General features: G+C 45.3%; 11 protein-coding genes. All 11 read right to left on the bottom strand.

Features of this window, described 5'->3' with window-relative positions; genetic code table 11:
• Positions 1 to 474: 474 nt before the first annotated feature.
• Positions 475 to 807 carry a glycoside hydrolase family 76 protein gene (locus AAC033_RS12035; protein WP_339738420.1) on the bottom strand — a complete coding sequence of 111 codons (333 nt, stop codon included), beginning with the start codon at positions 805 to 807 and terminating at the stop codon, positions 475 to 477.
• A gap of 16 nt (positions 808 to 823) precedes the next feature.
• Entirely contained in the window at positions 824 to 1939 is a 1116-nt protein-coding gene (locus AAC033_RS12030; protein WP_339738406.1) for a family 43 glycosylhydrolase, read from the bottom strand.
• A gap of 179 nt (positions 1940 to 2118) precedes the next feature.
• Positions 2119 to 3720 (bottom strand): arylsulfatase, encoded by a 1602-nt coding sequence (locus AAC033_RS12025; RefSeq protein ID WP_339738404.1) that lies wholly within the window; start codon positions 3718 to 3720, stop codon positions 2119 to 2121.
• Between the two features lie 42 nt (positions 3721 to 3762).
• Positions 3763 to 5148, bottom strand: a complete 1386-nt coding sequence (locus AAC033_RS12020; protein ID WP_339738402.1) for a sulfatase — start codon at positions 5146 to 5148, stop codon at positions 3763 to 3765.
• Between the two features lie 39 nt (positions 5149 to 5187).
• The gene (locus AAC033_RS12015; protein ID WP_339738400.1) at positions 5188 to 6564 is read right to left on the bottom strand and encodes a sulfatase; all 1377 of its coding nucleotides are present in this window, start codon (positions 6562 to 6564) and stop codon (positions 5188 to 5190) included.
• Positions 6565 to 6649: 85 nt separating this feature from the next.
• Positions 6650 to 8206, bottom strand: a complete 1557-nt coding sequence (locus AAC033_RS12010) for a sulfatase (protein ID WP_339738398.1) — start codon at positions 8204 to 8206, stop codon at positions 6650 to 6652.
• 54 nt (positions 8207 to 8260) lie between these two features.
• Positions 8261 to 9706 (bottom strand): sulfatase-like hydrolase/transferase, encoded by a 1446-nt coding sequence (locus tag AAC033_RS12005; protein ID WP_339738396.1) that lies wholly within the window; start codon positions 9704 to 9706, stop codon positions 8261 to 8263.
• 35 nt (positions 9707 to 9741) lie between these two features.
• Entirely contained in the window at positions 9742 to 11583 is a 1842-nt protein-coding gene (locus AAC033_RS12000) for a sugar-binding domain-containing protein (protein ID WP_339738394.1), read from the bottom strand.
• A 287-nt stretch (positions 11584 to 11870) separates the two neighbouring features.
• Positions 11871 to 13337 carry a RagB/SusD family nutrient uptake outer membrane protein gene (locus tag AAC033_RS11995; protein WP_339738392.1) on the bottom strand — a complete coding sequence of 489 codons (1467 nt, stop codon included), beginning with the start codon at positions 13335 to 13337 and terminating at the stop codon, positions 11871 to 11873.
• Between the two features lie 18 nt (positions 13338 to 13355).
• Entirely contained in the window at positions 13356 to 16679 is a 3324-nt protein-coding gene (locus AAC033_RS11990) for a TonB-dependent receptor (protein WP_339738390.1), read from the bottom strand.
• A gap of 191 nt (positions 16680 to 16870) precedes the next feature.
• The coding region (locus AAC033_RS11985; protein ID WP_339738388.1) for a FecR domain-containing protein at positions 16871 to 17392 on the bottom strand (522 nt) is incomplete at its 5' end.

The following is a 17392-nucleotide window of genomic DNA, read 5'->3' as shown; positions in this document are numbered from 1 at the left end:
CACCAAACTCCGGCAACCCAAATTAACTGCCGGTCAAAGTATTTAAATACTAGCTCCACTTTGATACATTTAAAACCTTTTATATGAGTTGTTTATGTCCCACCGCCTTTGCTTCAAAGTTTCGTAGTTTTTCCTTGAGTATAAACGAAGAAACCATAAAATTCAAAATTTTGTGACGTTGGTGAATTTGGTCAAAAAACGGTTCTTCGGTCATTTCATTATAGGGTTTGAAGACGAAGCATTTCTTGATGTCTTTGGCTGAAAGCAGCGGCAACGCAACCTGGTGTTGCCACGCCAGCCACTTTCGGGTCTGAAACTGGTCGATTCCCAGTATTCACCTGGATTCTTTGATGCAGTGTGCGACAAAAAAAACGTTGTGCCTGCATGTATGCCAACGATCTGCTGGTGTATTGTTCCAGCTTGGCGTTGGTGAACGAATATTTTATCTCAAGGGTATTTTTAACCGATTTGGTTTTACGGATGACCAACATCCGTGTCTCCAAAATGTGTAGAATAGCAAACGAAAAACCCTCTGGACCAGCCACCTTCGCATTTGCTTTTGAACAAGCGGTCGCTGCTGTTCACCAGGTTGTTTAATGTATAGTCAACTGCTTTAATCGCATCATTCAGATACCCTTTCTCACCAGTCATATTGTATAATTCAAGAACAGGACCTAAAAACGCAGCTAAATTATAGGTAAAAATCCATGCGATCTGCACCTCGCCGACGCGACTGTCAACACTATCGTACACCGCACCACTGACCGGATTAAAGAGTCTGTCAGGGCTCGTTTTATATCTTTCAATTTAACATTTCTTATCCTTAAAACTTTTGCACTTCATCCGGCCCGGGATTGGCATAATCCGGGTCTTTCGCCCGAATCATGAGTTCACCGCCGACCAACTTCACCTCTAACGGAACCAGTGTAACACCTTGCTCATTGATTGTTTGGGCTGTTTTTGAAAGATCTCTGGTTTGAATACTTTGAGCGGAAAGTGGTGGAACATTGGCATTAAAAAAGGCTGTGCACCACCATTTTCCTTCCTCGTCCTGAAATGGTGTTCCATGGCCGAGGAAGCGTCCTACAAACTTTCGTTCGCTGTATGGACCCGTAATTTTATCTGCGGTGGCATAGTAAAGATTATAACTCCCCTTACGCATGATTCCGGTTGACCATCCCGTGCCAAAGAGCACGTACTTTCCATGAATTTTCCGAATCAGGCAACCTTCATGTCCCATCTTACTGGTTTCGCCGGAAGGGCCAATTTCCACCGCTTCGCCTGAAAACCCAGAAAGATCCGGTCTAAGAGGAGCAATTGTCGTTGCTCCCCAAATCATCCACCAAGTTCCGTCATCATCGTTAAACAAAGATGGGTCATGGCGTTTGCCAATCGTGGCACCCATCGGATTCGACCATGGCCGTTGGGGCACAACGCCTGATGAAACAGACATGTTTGCTCCTGCAACAGGCGAAGGGCTGGTGTGGACCAAAACCAACTTGCCATCAACAAAATGAAACTCAGGTGCCCACAACCGCCAGTTCGACTTGGGAACGGTTTTGAATTTGTCAGGCATTTCGCCAAACCAAATGCCATCTTCAAGGGTGAACGGCACACCAAACGACTCCCAACGAACGAAGTCTTTCGTTTTCCACGCTTGGAGTTCATAACCCACAAGACTCGAATCGCCCAATCCAATGTTGTATTTGGTCTGCTCTGTTTCTTTAAGCGATGAAGCTTGTGTGGTTCCGGTCAGGTAGAAAAATCCGTCTGGTCCAGGAACAAGGTATGGATCACGGATCCAGCCATCTTTTACATGAATGGCACGATCGTGGGCAGCCAACGCTGCATTTATCTCTTCGGGGCTCGACAGGGAGCTGGTGACACTATCGTCAGGGCCTGAAGAAAAAACTAACAGTAGAAAAAGAAGTAGTTTCATAAGTCAATAATTTAAAATAATAATTGTCTGTTTACATGTCTATTGGTTCTGTTGTAAGGATCAATTGTCGTCATGCTATTGTCATTGATCGTTTCAAAACAATTAAATCACTTTTCAATCCCATGAGGTAATCTCGCAGATAGTCAATTTAAAATTAAAAATTCATGGTATCGAAACAGCTACCGCCTGTTTTGATCCCTCTCCAACTGCCGCACGTTCTCCCAGTCCTCGACTCGATGGTTTTTAGCCCACTCCCCCCACATTTTTTTCATCTGACTGACTTTGCCGGGCTGCTGACTGGCGAGATCATCTAATTCAGCCGGATCAGTTTCCAAATCGTACAATTCCCAATTTTCGTGATTGGTGTTGTCCCACGCCGAAACCAACTTGAAACTGCCCAAACGAACAGCTTTGTTTCCTTCATGTTCCCAGAATATGGGTCCATCATGGATCGGTTTGTTGTTGCTGATGGCGGAAAAAATACTTTTGCCAATCAAATCCGGAAGCTGGATACCCTGATAGCTTCTGGGATAATCGGCATGTGCCACCGCTTTGATTGAGGCAAAAATGTCAGGTAAAAAGCCATATTCCTCGATCCACTGACCTTGCCTGTCTTTGGAAATTCCATTGGGCCAGTGAACAATTAATGGCGTACTGATTCCCCCCTCATGCACCCAGTGCTTATATCGCTTGAAGGGAGTATTCGACACGTTGGCCCAAGCTTCACCATAAGACAACAGAAAACCACGTTGACTTTCGAGGTCTTCCGCTTTTCCTCCCCCAAGCATGCCTCCCTCCGCACATGCTCCATTATCGGACAAAAAGAAAATGATGGTATTCTCCAAATCGCCTCGTGTTTCCAGAAACTCGACCAGCCGTCCAATATTCTGATCCATCCTGTCAATCTGGGCCGCATAAATGGCCATTCGTAAATCCATTTCCTTTTTTTGTTCTTCTGACAGCGAGTCCCAATCAGGGCCAGCCTGGTCAGACAAGTCAACATCTTTTTCCAACAACCCAATTGCTTTCATTTTCGCCAAACGAGCTTTCCGGATTTCAGTCCAGCCATTCAGGTATTTGCCTCGGTATTTGTCAATATCTTCCTGCAATGCATGCAACGGCCAGTGTGGAGCGGTATAAGAAAGATAGAGAAAGTACGGTTTATCAGGTGTCGATTCACCAATAAAACGAATGGCGTAGTCGGTAAAGGCATCGGTCGTGTAATACTCACCCTCCGGCTTCACAGACTCATTTCCCAAGCTTAATCCTCTTGGCGCCTCGGGCTTGAAATAATTGGATGCCCCGGAAAGTATGCCGTAAAATTGATCGAAGCCACGCTGCAAAGGCCATTTTTCCTTTCCGTGATATCCCAAGTGCCATTTCCCAGTCATGAATGTTTGGTAGCCACTCAGTTTGAGCATTTCGGCAATCGTCACACATTCCTTGTTCAAATATCCCTGATATCCGGGCAATCCGTAATTGTGTTGCGTTGGATTATTTGGTGTATTAGTCATATGTCCGATACCGGTTTGGTGCGGATAAAGTCCAGTCATCAGTGACGCGCGGGTGGGACAACATCGTGCAGCATTGTAAAACTGCTTAAAACGCACTCCATGACCGGCCAGTTTGTCCAAATTTGGAGTTTGTACTTCGCCTCCATAACACCCAATATCTGAAAAACCCATATCATCGGCCATAATCAAAATGATATTTGGTTTTTGTGAGGCAGAAACACTCAAGGTCAATGTTGTGGCCAGGGTCAATAATGAAAATTTGCTCATGGTTTTGGATTGATTAGATTTGACTGGTTCAGACATATGTTGTTATTCTCCGATTTTACCCTGAGTATTCCGGTGTTGATGCTCCAGGGCTTTCATCTCAGTTTCCTGTCCCTGATCTCCACACATCGCCATCCATTCTTTCAGTGCTTGGTCCATTCGCTCGATGATCACCTTGTTCTCCGGGTTCTCAGCGATGTTGTTCATGCAGTACTTATCATTTTCCACATCATATAACTCAACAGCAGGGCGGTGCTGGTATCGCTCCGTCAGCCACTTCGCCTTTGGGTCGGTCTTTGACTTTTCCTGCCAAATTTTAAAGAGGCGACCCGCAGACTCGGTGTTTTTAAAAGTCGCTTCGGGGGTCAGGTTAACGATATACCGATACTTTTTGTCGGCAACCGAACGAATTCCGTAATAGTCACTTCCACTGTAGATGCCACGGGTTGTTTGCAAGGAATACGTGTACTGCTTATGTTCTGCGGCATTTCCTGTCAGGACCGGCACGAAGCTCTTGCCATCCAACGGTGCAGAAGGCTCCAATCCTGCCATATCCAAAAAAGTGGGCACAATATCTACATATTCGACAATCGCATCCGATTCCCGGCCAGGGTTAACGATTCCCGGCCAACGCACGATGTACGCTGAATGAACGCCTGCATCGTAACAGGTCCATTTGGCAAAAGGAAGGCTGTTGCCTTGTTCACTTAAATAAACAACGACCGACTGATCCGCAACGTGGTGCTTATCGAGCTTTTCCAGCAAAGTTCCGAACTCGCTATCCATGTAGTTTATTTCAGCCAGGTATTTACAAAACAACTGCCGGGTCTCTTTGGTATCCACGTAGTATGGCGGAAGCTTAAGTTCATCGGGATTGAATAGGTCCGGATTTCCTTTATTCCATGGTGTGTGCGGTTGATTGGTGGTAACAACCAGGCAGAATGGTCGATCATTCGAGGTACAATCCTGTATAAAAGAATCAATCGCAGAAGAATTCAGATCATTACTTTTTGTAAGGGGAGCATAGAGGTCCCAAGGAAAAACGGATTCTGGATTTACATGCGATTTTCCAATCAAAGCCACCTGGTAACCAGCCGGTTTCAGTTGCTGAACAATGCTCAGCGTGCCTTCTTTCGCAATCGTATGATTGGGATATGCCCCTGTTTTTACGGGCCACAAACCGGTCAAAAGATTATGCCGTGTTGGGGAACACATGGGAGCAGCCTGAAAGCCGTTTGTAAAGCGAATGCCCTCACTTGCAAATTTGTCGATGTTGGGGGTCTGAGAATCCGTACTTCCGTAACATCTGATGTCAAAATAAGTGCAGTCATCGGCCAAAAACAAAACCAGATTTGGCTTTTCATGGTTCTGGGCATTTAACGCCAATGCAGAGCAAGTGGCCAGTGCTGCAAGGATTGCTTTTTGTTTCATTCTGAAATCGGTTTAGGTGAAAAATTAATTCCTTGTTTTTTAACGAATTCCCAATTCATGAGGCCTTGGTCCGGAAATTGGGTAAGGCGTTTCAAAAAGCGCCCGGGTATCTCCCTGTTCGTTCATCCAGGCTTCAAGCAATTGACGCATTTTCTGAATTTGCTCCTGATATTCATCGTTGTCAATCAGGTTTTTCTGTTCGGTTGGATCAATTTTCAGATCATAAAATTCCTCTGCCGGACGAACGTAATACTTCTGAATAATGGCTGCCGCGGCCGGATCGGTTTTGGCTGCTTTATCCCACGAATCCCAATAAGCCCCAGCCCTTGGTTTTCTCAGAATATCGGAATGATTAGAATGATAATTTTCAGGATAGAGATTCAAAATAAATTTGAACCGGTCATTCCTGACACTTCGGATGGGATAAACGTTCATTTTTCCATCGCCGCTGTGGGTGGTGAAAATATTTTCTCTGAATTGATCCGTTTTGCCTTCCAATACTTTTCGAAACGATTCGCCATCCAAATTATCCGAAACTTTGTTACCGACGACGTCAAGAAGGGTTGGAAAAATATCGATCCAACTAACCATCGCATCGGTCCGGGTATTGGGCGCAATGTGCCCCGGCCAGACGACCAACAGCGGAACTTTGATCCCGGCATCATACAAATTCCATTTCGCAAAAGGCCACTGTGCGCCGTGATCGCTCGAAAAGACTAAAATGAAATTGTCGCCAAAACGCTCTCGGGCAAGTTCATAAATTCTCCCAACCTCCTGATCGACACCAGTTATATCGGAATAATACATGGCCCTGTGCTCACGCGTCTCTTTGGTGTTAATCAGGAAATCAGGAACAGTGATTTCTGCCGGTTGATAAAGCAGTTTGTCGGTCCACGGCACATGTGGCCGGCGATCACCCACCAACAGTGCTACCGGGGCACCTTCAGTCCGGTTATCAAGATATTCGGTCACATTTTCAGTCAGCCCGTTCATTCCCCCACTATAGAAATCAAAGCCACAAGCGTGGTTCATTTCTCCATGGGCAACTTTTCCGAAAGCAGCTACCTCGTAGCCACTTTCCTGCAGGCCCTTGTGCAACAATGGGAATTTTGGATTAGGATAGGTATGATTTGCTTCAGCCCCTGTTCGTGCCGGCATCAGGCCGGTAAGCAAAGCGGCTCTGCTCGGAGCACAGGCCGGAGAAGCAATAAAAGCTTTATTGAACACCAGTCCCTGTTTGGCTATTTTCTCCAAATTCGGATTTTGAACCTGGGTCGCAGAATTATACAGAGGTGTATCCATCCAGCCCATGTCATCGGTTATGTAGAACACGATATTGGGCTGCTCTTTCTGTTGTCCCCAACCACACAGATACGCGGATAAGCCCAGGGTTATCAAACAAGTTTTTCTTACCATACTCAGCAAATCTTATCACCACAAACAATGAAATTGATTCCATCTTTCTCCGTAACAAAGAGAAAGATGGAATCAAAAAAACAAGCTACTGGTTCCCGCCCTTACGATATTGTCTTTTGGCTTCGGGATGTGTCGCAAGTATCGCTTTCAATTCCTCGGCAACCTTTTTATTCTCATCATACATGTTCTTTGTTTCCAGTGGATCATTCAAATAATCGTACAACTCATATGCTTTTTCCTCTTCAGGCTCATTCATGTTGGTCCATTCTACCAGGCGGTAACGGTTGGTTCTGATAGCCCGTCCCAAACGTCCGCCTTTGGGAAAAGCATGATAAGCGTGATCTCGTATACGTTCATCCACGTTCTTCAAAACAGGTACCATGCTCATTCCATCAATAGGCTGGGGACCTTTGGGTTTGTCCAGTCCGGCCAAGTCCGCCAGGGTTGGATAAATATCAACGGTTTCAGCCAGCTGGTCGGTGGTCGTATTCGGTTTGGCAACACCCGGTGCCACCATGATCACGGGAATGGTATTGGCCTGTTCATAGTTGGTATGCTTGGTCCAATAGCCATGATCGCCCAAATGCCAGCCATGATCACCCCAAAGAACGATAATCGTATTCTCAAGCATGTTCAAACGTTCCAATTCATCCATGACGCGGCCAAGCTGTGCATCCATATAGCTCATTGAGGCATAATAGCCATGGATCAACTTTCGGGTTAACGTATCAGCATATACATACTGGCCCGCAGGAATAGGCTTAAACTGATCAATTTCACCTCCTCTTTTTGTGGCATATCGGGGAGCCCCGTCCGGGTCTTTCTCATACTCCGGCATGGGCAATTCCTCCGGATTATAGAGGTCCCAATATTTTTTTGGTGCACTGAAAGGTAAGTGCGGACGAGCGAATCCAACGGCCATGAAAAAAGGTTGTTCCGGATTTTTCTTCAACTCACGCAGACGATCAATGGCATGCCTGGCCACGCGTCCGTCGGCATAGGCATCATCCACTACATCGGGTGACTCCCAGGCTGCTCCGCGTGGCAGATCCCTGTTAGGCGGAAAATTTTCAAAATACATGTGGGAATTCTCAAAATAGGCCTCCTCGCGGGTGAGTTCGCGGTTGGTACTTTCGGGAACCAAATATTCAATGACTTTTTCCTTGTAGTGAGGAATGCTCCACGATGCTTCATCGTTGGTATTGCCATGTCCGATATGAAAAACTTTCCCCATCGATTCGGCGTGATATCCGGCATTCATAAAATATTGAGGAAGGGTGACCGCATCCGGATAGGCATCGCGGAACTCGGTTCCAAAATTGTAAAGTCCGGTACTTGTTGACCGGGCCCCCAGCATGATGTTGTAGCGCGATGCCATGCACACTGCCTGGTTGCAGAAGGCTTTATTGAAACGTACTCCTCTGCTTGCGAGTTTGTCAATATTGGGGCTCACAGCAACCGGATCGCCGTAACAGCCTAAATTTGGTTTTAAATCGTCAACCAAAAACAGAACCACATTTTTGCGATTTTCATTTGATTGGGACATGGCCTGCTGGCCGTTCCCAACACTCAGGCTACAAAGCAAAACTGCAACGCCAAGTGGCTTCTTGCTTTTGAAAGAAAAATTTTTCAACGAATTCATAATACGATGTTTTAAGGATCTTATCCAATCCCAATTCTCAATTTCGAAATACTTTCACGATCGATTTACAGCATGTGTTTCATATTTGGTTTTATCCACATCGTGCGGATAATGCTTGTACCAATCAGTCAACCGTTTTTTCAATTCTGCCGTCAACTGCGGCATTTTTTCAGCCAGATTTTTTGATTCTCCGATATCCTGCACTAAGTTGTAAAGCTGGACATTGGTTCCATCAACATCCATCAGCAGTTTGTAGTTGCCAGATCGAATCGCCAGATCCGGGTTATTCTCTCCGTTGTAGCCCGGCCGATCGGGTGGTCGGATCCAGAAAAGAGGTTTGTCACGAAGAATTTCCTGGTCTCCCTTCAACACCTTCAGCATACTTTGTCCGTCATATTCAACGTCCGGGTCGGGAATGGCTCCAGCCAATTCCATAAATGTAAGTGGCAGATCGATGGCAGCAAGCACGGTCTTTTCATTGATAGTCCCCGCCTCTTCCTGATCAATTTCAGCCGGCCACCAAACGATGAAAGGTTCGCGAATACCGCCATCATACAAAAATGTTTTGTACCCACGCAGAGGTGCTGCATCGTTTACTGCCATATCTGGCCCATTATCACTGGTAAACACCACCAAGGTATTTTTATACAGATCCGGATCATTTCTAAGAAAATCAAACAGCCGACCCATTTGGCGATCCATTTCCTGCATCACTCCAAGAAACCGGGCTTTGGTGCTTAGATCGCCGCGCAAAGCCAGCGGTGGTTCCAGGGGCGTATGAATATCGTCGGGCCATAAGTTGATGTAAAAAGGTTTTCCGGCAGCTTTTGCATGATTAATTGCTTCCATGGTCCGATCAACAAAAATTTCGGTGAAATTTTCCCGCTTGGCCCAATGGACTTCTCCTTTACCAAGCGCTGCCGACTGCTTTTCTAGCCCGCGCGTGCTGTCTTTTAAGTTAAGGGTTTCATAGGTTGCCAGGTACCGCTCGCCCAAGCCTTCGAACTGGGTGACCGACTCATCAAAACCATAATCAGTGATCATTGGAACATCGGGCACGTCGCGTCCACCGCCCATGTGCCATTTACCAATGTGGGCCGTATAATAGCCCGCCGCTTTTAAATTCCGGGCCACTGATGGCGCCAATGGATTCAGGCAATGATTCATACCTCGCTCTTTGTTATCAGCCCGGCCGCTAATATAAGACGTTATTCCCCAACGGGAAGGGTATTGGCCAGTGGTAATAGCCACCCTGGAGGGAGAACAAATGGGCGAATTGACATAAAACTGACGAAAGCGAATCCCTTCTTGTGCCAAACGATCAATGTTAGGCGTATGAACTTCTTTATTACCATAGCAAGCTAAATCCCCATAGCCCATATCATCAATAAAAATCAACAAAATATTGACTCTCTCCTGGGCATAACTGCAAAGACTGCTCAAGCCCAGAAGAAAAAACAGCAGTAGTTTATTCGTTTTGATCATCAAAGGATTATGCATATCAAATATTTTTCAAATAGCTAAGGCTGTTGAATTTATTCCTCGAATAACACGGAGTGAATGCTCCGCAAGGTATCGACGGGAATCTTAATCACTTCTCTGTCGTAGGTAATTAGGCCATTTACTTCCCCCTCCACATCGGTTGTTTGCGTGTATACAGCAGCTGACAGCCCTTTGCTTTTTTTCATTTCAACGATCTGGTCGAATTTGTATTTATAGTTCTGCAAAAGTTCTTCGGCCGAATGGTAGGTTTGATAGCCCCAGTTACGCATATTTGGATCCCATAAGTGATTTTCGATTGGGTAACCTATACCCCCATATTCGCCAATTACTGAAGCCCGATCAAGTGATATTGCCGGAACATGAACTTCGGTTTGATAGGTGTGAATATCATAAATATCGCCACAGGGACGAAGCGCCCATCCGCTAACGGCATTCACAAGGCGGGTCGGATCCAAAGCCTTGACCTGATCCGAAATCCGGCAAGTAGCATATTGTCCCCAGCCTTCGTTAAAAGGCACCCAAATCACGATGGACGGTGAATTATAATGCAAATCAATCATACGCCGCAGTTCCCATTCGAACTGTGCAGCGTCGGCAGAACGCTGATTCAGATCGTCGCCGTTACGTGAAACATGCTGAACCCGTACCGGGCGTTCCTGGCCTTCTTCAGGTAAAATGACCATGCCGGAAGGCATATCCTGCCAGACCAGAATTCCCAACTGGTCGCAATGATAGTACCAACGATCAGGTTCGACTTTTATATGCTTGCGGATCATGTTGAAGCCCATATCTTTGGTCAACTGAATGTCATATTTCATCGCTTCGTCGGACGGAGGCGTGTGCAAGCCATCGGGCCACCATCCCTGATCCAAGGTTCCGTAGTGGAAAAGCGGTTCATTGTTGAGAAACAGGTATTGGTTACCGTTCAAATCGCCCAGGCTAATTTTCCGCATGCCAAAATAGCTGGACACCTCATCTAACACTTTACCATCCGGACTCTTAAGCGTCAGTTGCAAATCGTACAAAAAAGGATGATCGGGCGACCACAGCTCAGGCGCTTCGATTCTAATTTTAAGGTTGCGATCTGCAATCACTTCACCGGAAGCTATTTCATGTCCGTTTTTCAACACCGTGGCAATTACCATATATTCCGGTTTCAGTGGTTTGTTGAGCATGGGGATAATCGACACAGACTCCGAATCAATATCAGGAGTAATTTTAGCTTCAGCCAGAAAGGCTTCCGACGAAACAGCTTCGAGCCAAACTGTTTGCCAAATTCCGCTCACCGGTGTGTACCAGATTCCCTGTTGTGGCATTTGCTGCTTTCCCCGGGGCTGCACACCGAAGCTGGATGGATCGTCGATCGAAACAACTATTTCCTGCGGTCCATTGTCTTTCAAGTATTTGGTAATATCGAACGAGAAGCGATCGTAAGCACCTTTGTGAGAACCAACCAACGCTCCATTTACCCAAACCGAAGCAGTATAATCCACCGCTTCAAAATTTAGCAAGACGCTTTTCCCCTGCCATGCAGTTGGCACAGAAAAGGAACGTTTATACCAAATCCGGTCCTCAGGCATAACTGATTTGCCGACACCTGACAAGGCTGACTCGACACAAAACGGAACCAGAATTTCACCTTGAAATTTTTGAGGCTGGGCTTGTTCTTTTTTCAAAATCGCGTATTCCCACAAACCATTTAGATTTTGCCAGCTTTCGCGTTCAAACTGAGGGCGGGGATATTCTTTCCACACCTGATCCGGAGTAACTTGAGATGCCCATTGGGTCATCATCTTTCCCTGTACGGGAGTCCATTGTTGTGCATGAGATACAAGTCCTAAAAGGACGAATAAGAAAATTACGGTATTTTTCATTTTGATTTGGTTTAGATTTTTCAATAAAAAAAGCACGGTTTTCACCAAGAAGATCCATGTTCAGCTCGCCTTTCGATTATATTACAAAATTGAAGCAAAAATTACTCAATAGCGAACTCCAGATCATCTTTCACAAAATCTAGGGCCAATCGCTTCCGTCCATTAATCCCTCACTTACCCCTCTCCTCCTAATGAACAGCTCTGGTCTTTCCGGATTAAAAAACCAGCAGGGCCATCAACACACCAGTGAAAACAGCCCCACTCGGTTCTATTGATTGTCTCGATTATTAATAACCCGAATTTTGCTCACAAAGCGGATTCGCATTAATCTCGGTTTGTGGAATTGGGAAAAGTTTGTGATGCTCATCGGCAATGGCAATCCCTCTGGCCTTGGCAGAGCTAACAAACTTGCCATGACGCAGCAAATCTTGTCTCCGCACTTTTTCAGCATATAACTCCCAGCCTCTTTCATCTAAAATTCGGTCGCGCAAGCTTTCTTTGGTGTAATCGCCAAGAACCAGTGGTGTCGTCAAACCAGCACGATCGCGAATTTCCTGTATCAAATCCAATGCTTCCTGAGTTGGTCCGTTCAATTCATTCAAAGCTTCGGCCCGGGACAGCAAGATATCGGCATAGCGGATAACGGCAATGTCGTTCCCGTGACTGTTCCCAACTGCATCCGGATCCGGAACATACTTAAACGAGCGTGTATTGTTATTATTCAGCAGTGAGACCGTTTTCCCCGCGGTATTGATATATTCAGAGATAATCAACTCTCTACGTTCATCAGCCGGATCAAATGAGTTATAAAAGGAATCCTGTACTCTGTCCATTCTGGCCCAATTCCGCATATTCTCTTTAAAAACAATCGACCCATCGACAGTACTTTTAAACTGAGGTGGAAATGCCCCATTCATAAATTCGTTTCCAGGCCCCTGCGTACTGCATGGGTATACCCAAACAAACTCCTTTTGCCTGGTTTCGTTGTCAACCGTAAACAAAGTGGTATAATCAGGCCATAATTCGTATTCATTCAAATCCATCAGGTCTTTGGCGGCATCAGCGCATTTTTGCCACTGCTTGGTGTTCAGATAAAATTTGGTCAGGTATCCCAGTGCAGCTCCTCTTGTGGCACGACCATACTGATACCCTGGTGTATCTCTGGCCGGAAGCACTGAAGATACGTCTGAGAACTCTTTCTCTAAAAAAGTCTGCATTTCGGCATCGGTTGCACGAGCCATGGCAAGATCGCCTGTTGTGGAAAAGCGTAATGGAACCGGCCCCCACATGGTATAAAGAATATAATATGCTGAAGCCCTGACAAAACGAGCCTCTGCCACCAGTCTTTCTTTTGTTGCATCATCTATGGGCGACTGGTCTATGTTTTCCAATACAAGATTACAATTGCGGACCGAATAGTAACAGTTGTTCCACAATCCGGTCCAGTGCGTCGGATAGGATGCATCCCAGGTAAAAGCCAACATTACTGTTGCCTGGAGGTTTACCGCGCCGCCGGTTTCCCAAAAATGGTCGCAAGTCCATTCTTCCTGAAACCAAATGTTACCACCAAAGTTATCGGTAATTTGCGCATCACGGTATGCTCCAAAAAGAACACGTTCAACGCCGTTTGCAGAATTAAACAGCGTTCCGGGATCAAGTTGTGAGAATACATCCTCGTTCAGTTGTTCTTCACAGCTGGAAAACATCATTGACGTTACCAGTAAAACGGCTGATATATAATATTTAAATTTCATAACATAAACAGATTAAGATTAAAAACCTAGTTCTACACCTAAGGTATAAGTACGATAAACAGGATATGAGTTAAAATCGATCTTCAGACTACCGTCTCCATTGGAGTTTGTAGTCGGATCTTGCCCTGAATAATTTGTGATGGTATATAAGTTCTGTCCACTCACATAAACACTTATCCGATCAAATACCCGCCTGGTTTTCAGCGGTACCTGGTAGCTCAATTGTGCGGTTTGAAGCCGGATATAAGATGCATCCTCGACCGTTAAGTCACTCACTGCCTTGTTGCCCTGCCCTGCCGGATTGACAAACGACGGATATTTGTTTGAAGGATTTGTTTCTGTCCAACGGTTTAGGTATGGTTCGGCCATTCTGTTTCTACGGTGACTGACCGGGTAATAAGTTTCAACTTTTGAATTATTTAGCATATCAACACCAGTGGCAGCATCAATAAAAACATTCAACTGAAAGTTCTTGTATTCGACTGCGTTTGTCACACCCATTGTAAACGAAGGAAAAGACTTTCCAAGGATAACACGGTCGCTGGTGTTGACAACATCATCGCCATTGATGTCTACAAATTTTACATCACCGGGCTTAACAGGATCCTTGGTTCCCGAGGCGTCAATCTCATCTTGCGATTGCCATATTCCGTCGGTTCGATATCCGTAAAAGGAATCCAGGGTCTCTCCCTCCCTGATAATAGCAATTTGAGAAGTTGATTGGCCTGCACCGGTATGAATGATCTCTGCAATATCACCCGTATCAGTCACTCTGTTGCGCAGGGTGCTGAAATTGAGGCTGGTATTCCACTTCACTTTTCCTGTCAAATTCCGGGAATCAACCGTAAACTCAAAACCACTGTTTTTGATGTTGCCAATGTTCGACATGATGGACGTAAAGCCTGTTGACGCAGGCACAGGCAGGGCAAACAGCATATCAAAGGTATTTTTCTGGAAATAGTCCATAGAAACGGCGATTCGGTTCTCAAGGAAACCCATATCAAGGCCAAAATTGATCTGCTCAGTTGTTTCCCATTTAAGGTCAGGATTGGCGATTCGTGTCGGGGCGAAGGTCACATACGGCTCGCCGTCAAGAATAACCTGAGCGCCCTGCCCAAACGTAGTGATAGAAAGGAAATTACCGATGTCTTGGTTACCTGTTCGCCCAACACTCGCCCTAAATTTTAATGTGTTGAAAACATTCAGGTTTTTCACAAAATCATGCTCGTGCATTTTCCAGGCAAAAGCACCCGATGGAAAATATCCGTATTTACTATTGGTTCCAAAGCGTGACGATCCGTCAACCCGAAGCGTGGCAGTAAAAAGGAACTTGTCTAACAAGTTGTAATTCGCCCGTCCAATATAGGACAACAACTTATTGTTGTTTTTTGAGCTGTCCATGGTGTACAGCGACGAGTTAGCCAGGGACATGTTGTCGGTTCTCGATTCGTCAACCGGAAATCCCTTGCCGGTACCCGAAAAATTGATATTGATAAACTTTTGGTAGGTCATCCCTCCCATAACCGTGAAGCTACTGTTGTTTTCCAGATCACGATGATAGGTTGTCGTGAATTCTCCCAGATAATTATTCCTGGTTCCTGTCAAGACCGTTCCAATCCCTTCATTCGCCCTTCCATCTTTGGTTAAACGCGAAACGTAGGTATCTCTCCGGCTGTTTCTGCTGTCGAAGCCAATATTTAACTTTGCCGTCCAGCCTTTCATGAGCGTATACTCACCAAAAACAGTCCCCAACGTCCTGTAATTATCTGTCTCACTGGTTTTTCCATACACAAGGGCCAACGGGTTTTCAAGATTCATCCAGGAAACAACTTGATAATTCCCCGCTTCGTCAAAAATATTAAGTGTCGGGTCATAGCCTCTCGCTGCATAGAGCGAACTTCCCTCTTCGTTGGTACTAAAACCAACGGGAACAACATTGTCATGCGTATATGAAGTCGAGAAGTTTATGCCAAACGTCATTTTATCTGCTTTGTGTTCAAGGTTAAATCTCGAATCATACCGTTCATAACCAGAGGTAATCAAAACCCCATCCTGATTAAAATAATTTAATGAGGCAAAATATTTGGTTTTATCGCTTCCGCCGGTAAATGACAAACTGTGACTATGAATAATTGCATTGCGCAATAGTTCATCCTGCCAGTCAGTTCCACCGTTTTGTATCTCCGTAACCCGTTCGGCTTCCGACACATTCGATCCCGGAGTATCCAATATTTCATTCAGTATCCTCTCGTAGTCATCTGCTTTGAGAACCTCAATCATGTCTTTCGGCGTCTGAATTCCGGTATATCCGCTGTAGTTAACTCTCAACGCTCCAGAGGTACCTTTTTTAGTCGTCACCAAAATCACGCCGTTAGCTCCTCTGGCTCCATAGATTGCTGTCGCTGATGCATCTTTTAGTATTTCGATGGACTCTATGTCAGCAGGATTGATGTTTGCCATGGGGCTTCGGGGCACGCGTACTCCAGGAATCGTTGTCCCGTTTCCGGCGATCACCTGGCTATTCTCAATGGGCAATCCATCAATAACATACAAAGGACCAGCCCCGGCATTAACCGAACCTGCGCCACGAATCTGAACCGTTGTACCACCCCCCGGTTCATTACTTGCCTGCGTAATTTGAACGCCAGCCGCCTTTCCCTGTAGCAGCCCGGAAATAGTCTGAGTTACGCCTTTGTTCAAATCTTCTTTTCTAAATGAAGATACTGATCCCGTCAGGTCGCTTTTCTTGACCGTTCCATACCCAATGGCAACCACCTCTTCCAGCCCAATGGTACTTTCCATCATGACCACATTAAAGGTTGACTGACTGCCAACCAAAAGTTCAACGCTTTGCATGCCCACAAACGAGAATAAAAGCGTTTGATCCGAACCAACATTATTCAAGGCGAATTGACCATCTACGTCCGTAATTGTTCCCTGGGTAGTGCCTTTTATAACAACGGTGACTCCCGGAATTGGCTCTCCATCAGCATTGGTTATTGTACCCGTTATGGTCCGGTTTTGCTTCATCTGGAAGTTGGAGTTACCCGATGAAAGCACAATTTGCCGCCCAATAACTTCGTAAGTAATTGGCGTACCGGCCAACACCTCGTCTAAAATTTCCGTGACGTTCTTATCGACAAATTTGGCAGAGACCTGAGCATCAACGTCGATTTTTCCATTGTAGAAGAATCGAAATTCACTCTGGTTTTCAATGTCCCGAAGAACATCTTCAATTGACGTGTTATCGGCAATCACCGTCAGCTTGGTCGATTGCGAATAGCCCTCAGAGGCTAAACTCCCTAAAAATGTGACACATAATAAAATAATCGTCAGTCTCATCTTTCTAAAAATTTGGTAAAACAATGGCTCAAAGCCATCATTACATCGCTTTTTTTTCATAGTTTTGAAAATTGGTTTAATGAACAACATGATTTAAACTATTTACTGAAGAGGTGGGAACCGCAACTTTCCGCCTCTTCGTTTTTTCCAACTGTTTCATTTACGTTCTCATATTCATCTTTTTTACTGGATTATTTCTTTTCAATTCTCAATGTCCTGGTATTCTGATCGTAACTATATTTTACTGGCATCGAATGGCGAATCAATTCCATCACCTCGCTCAAAGTCTCCATCTCGATGGTTCCGGTAAACCACAAGTCTTTCATCTCCTCGTTGTCAATTTCAATGTTCACATTGTACCAACGCTCCATGCGCTTGGCAACTTTTTCAAATGGTTCGCGATAAAAAATCAGTTTCCCATCTTTCCACGACGTGAAAACTTCAGTTTCAACAGTCTGTATTTCAAGCCGATTACTTTCATTGACAAAAGCTTGCTGCCCCGGTTTTAGAATGATAGGCCTATTGGCACCCACTTCAACATTAACCGCCCCTTCAACCAGTGTGGTCTGAAAATCATCATCAGCATAAGCTTTTACATTAAATGATGTCCCAAGCACTTTGACATCGCCATATCGAGTTGACACCACAAAAGGGTTTCTGCTTTTTACGACATCGAAATACGCTTCTCCTTCCAGCTGAATGTTGCGCTGCCC

It is taken from the genome of uncultured Sunxiuqinia sp. (genome assembly GCF_963974515.1).
Lineage (GTDB): Bacteria > Bacteroidota > Bacteroidia > Bacteroidales > Prolixibacteraceae > Sunxiuqinia.
Note: the sequence above shows the minus strand (reverse complement) of the source record. Positions and strands in the feature narration are given on the sequence as shown.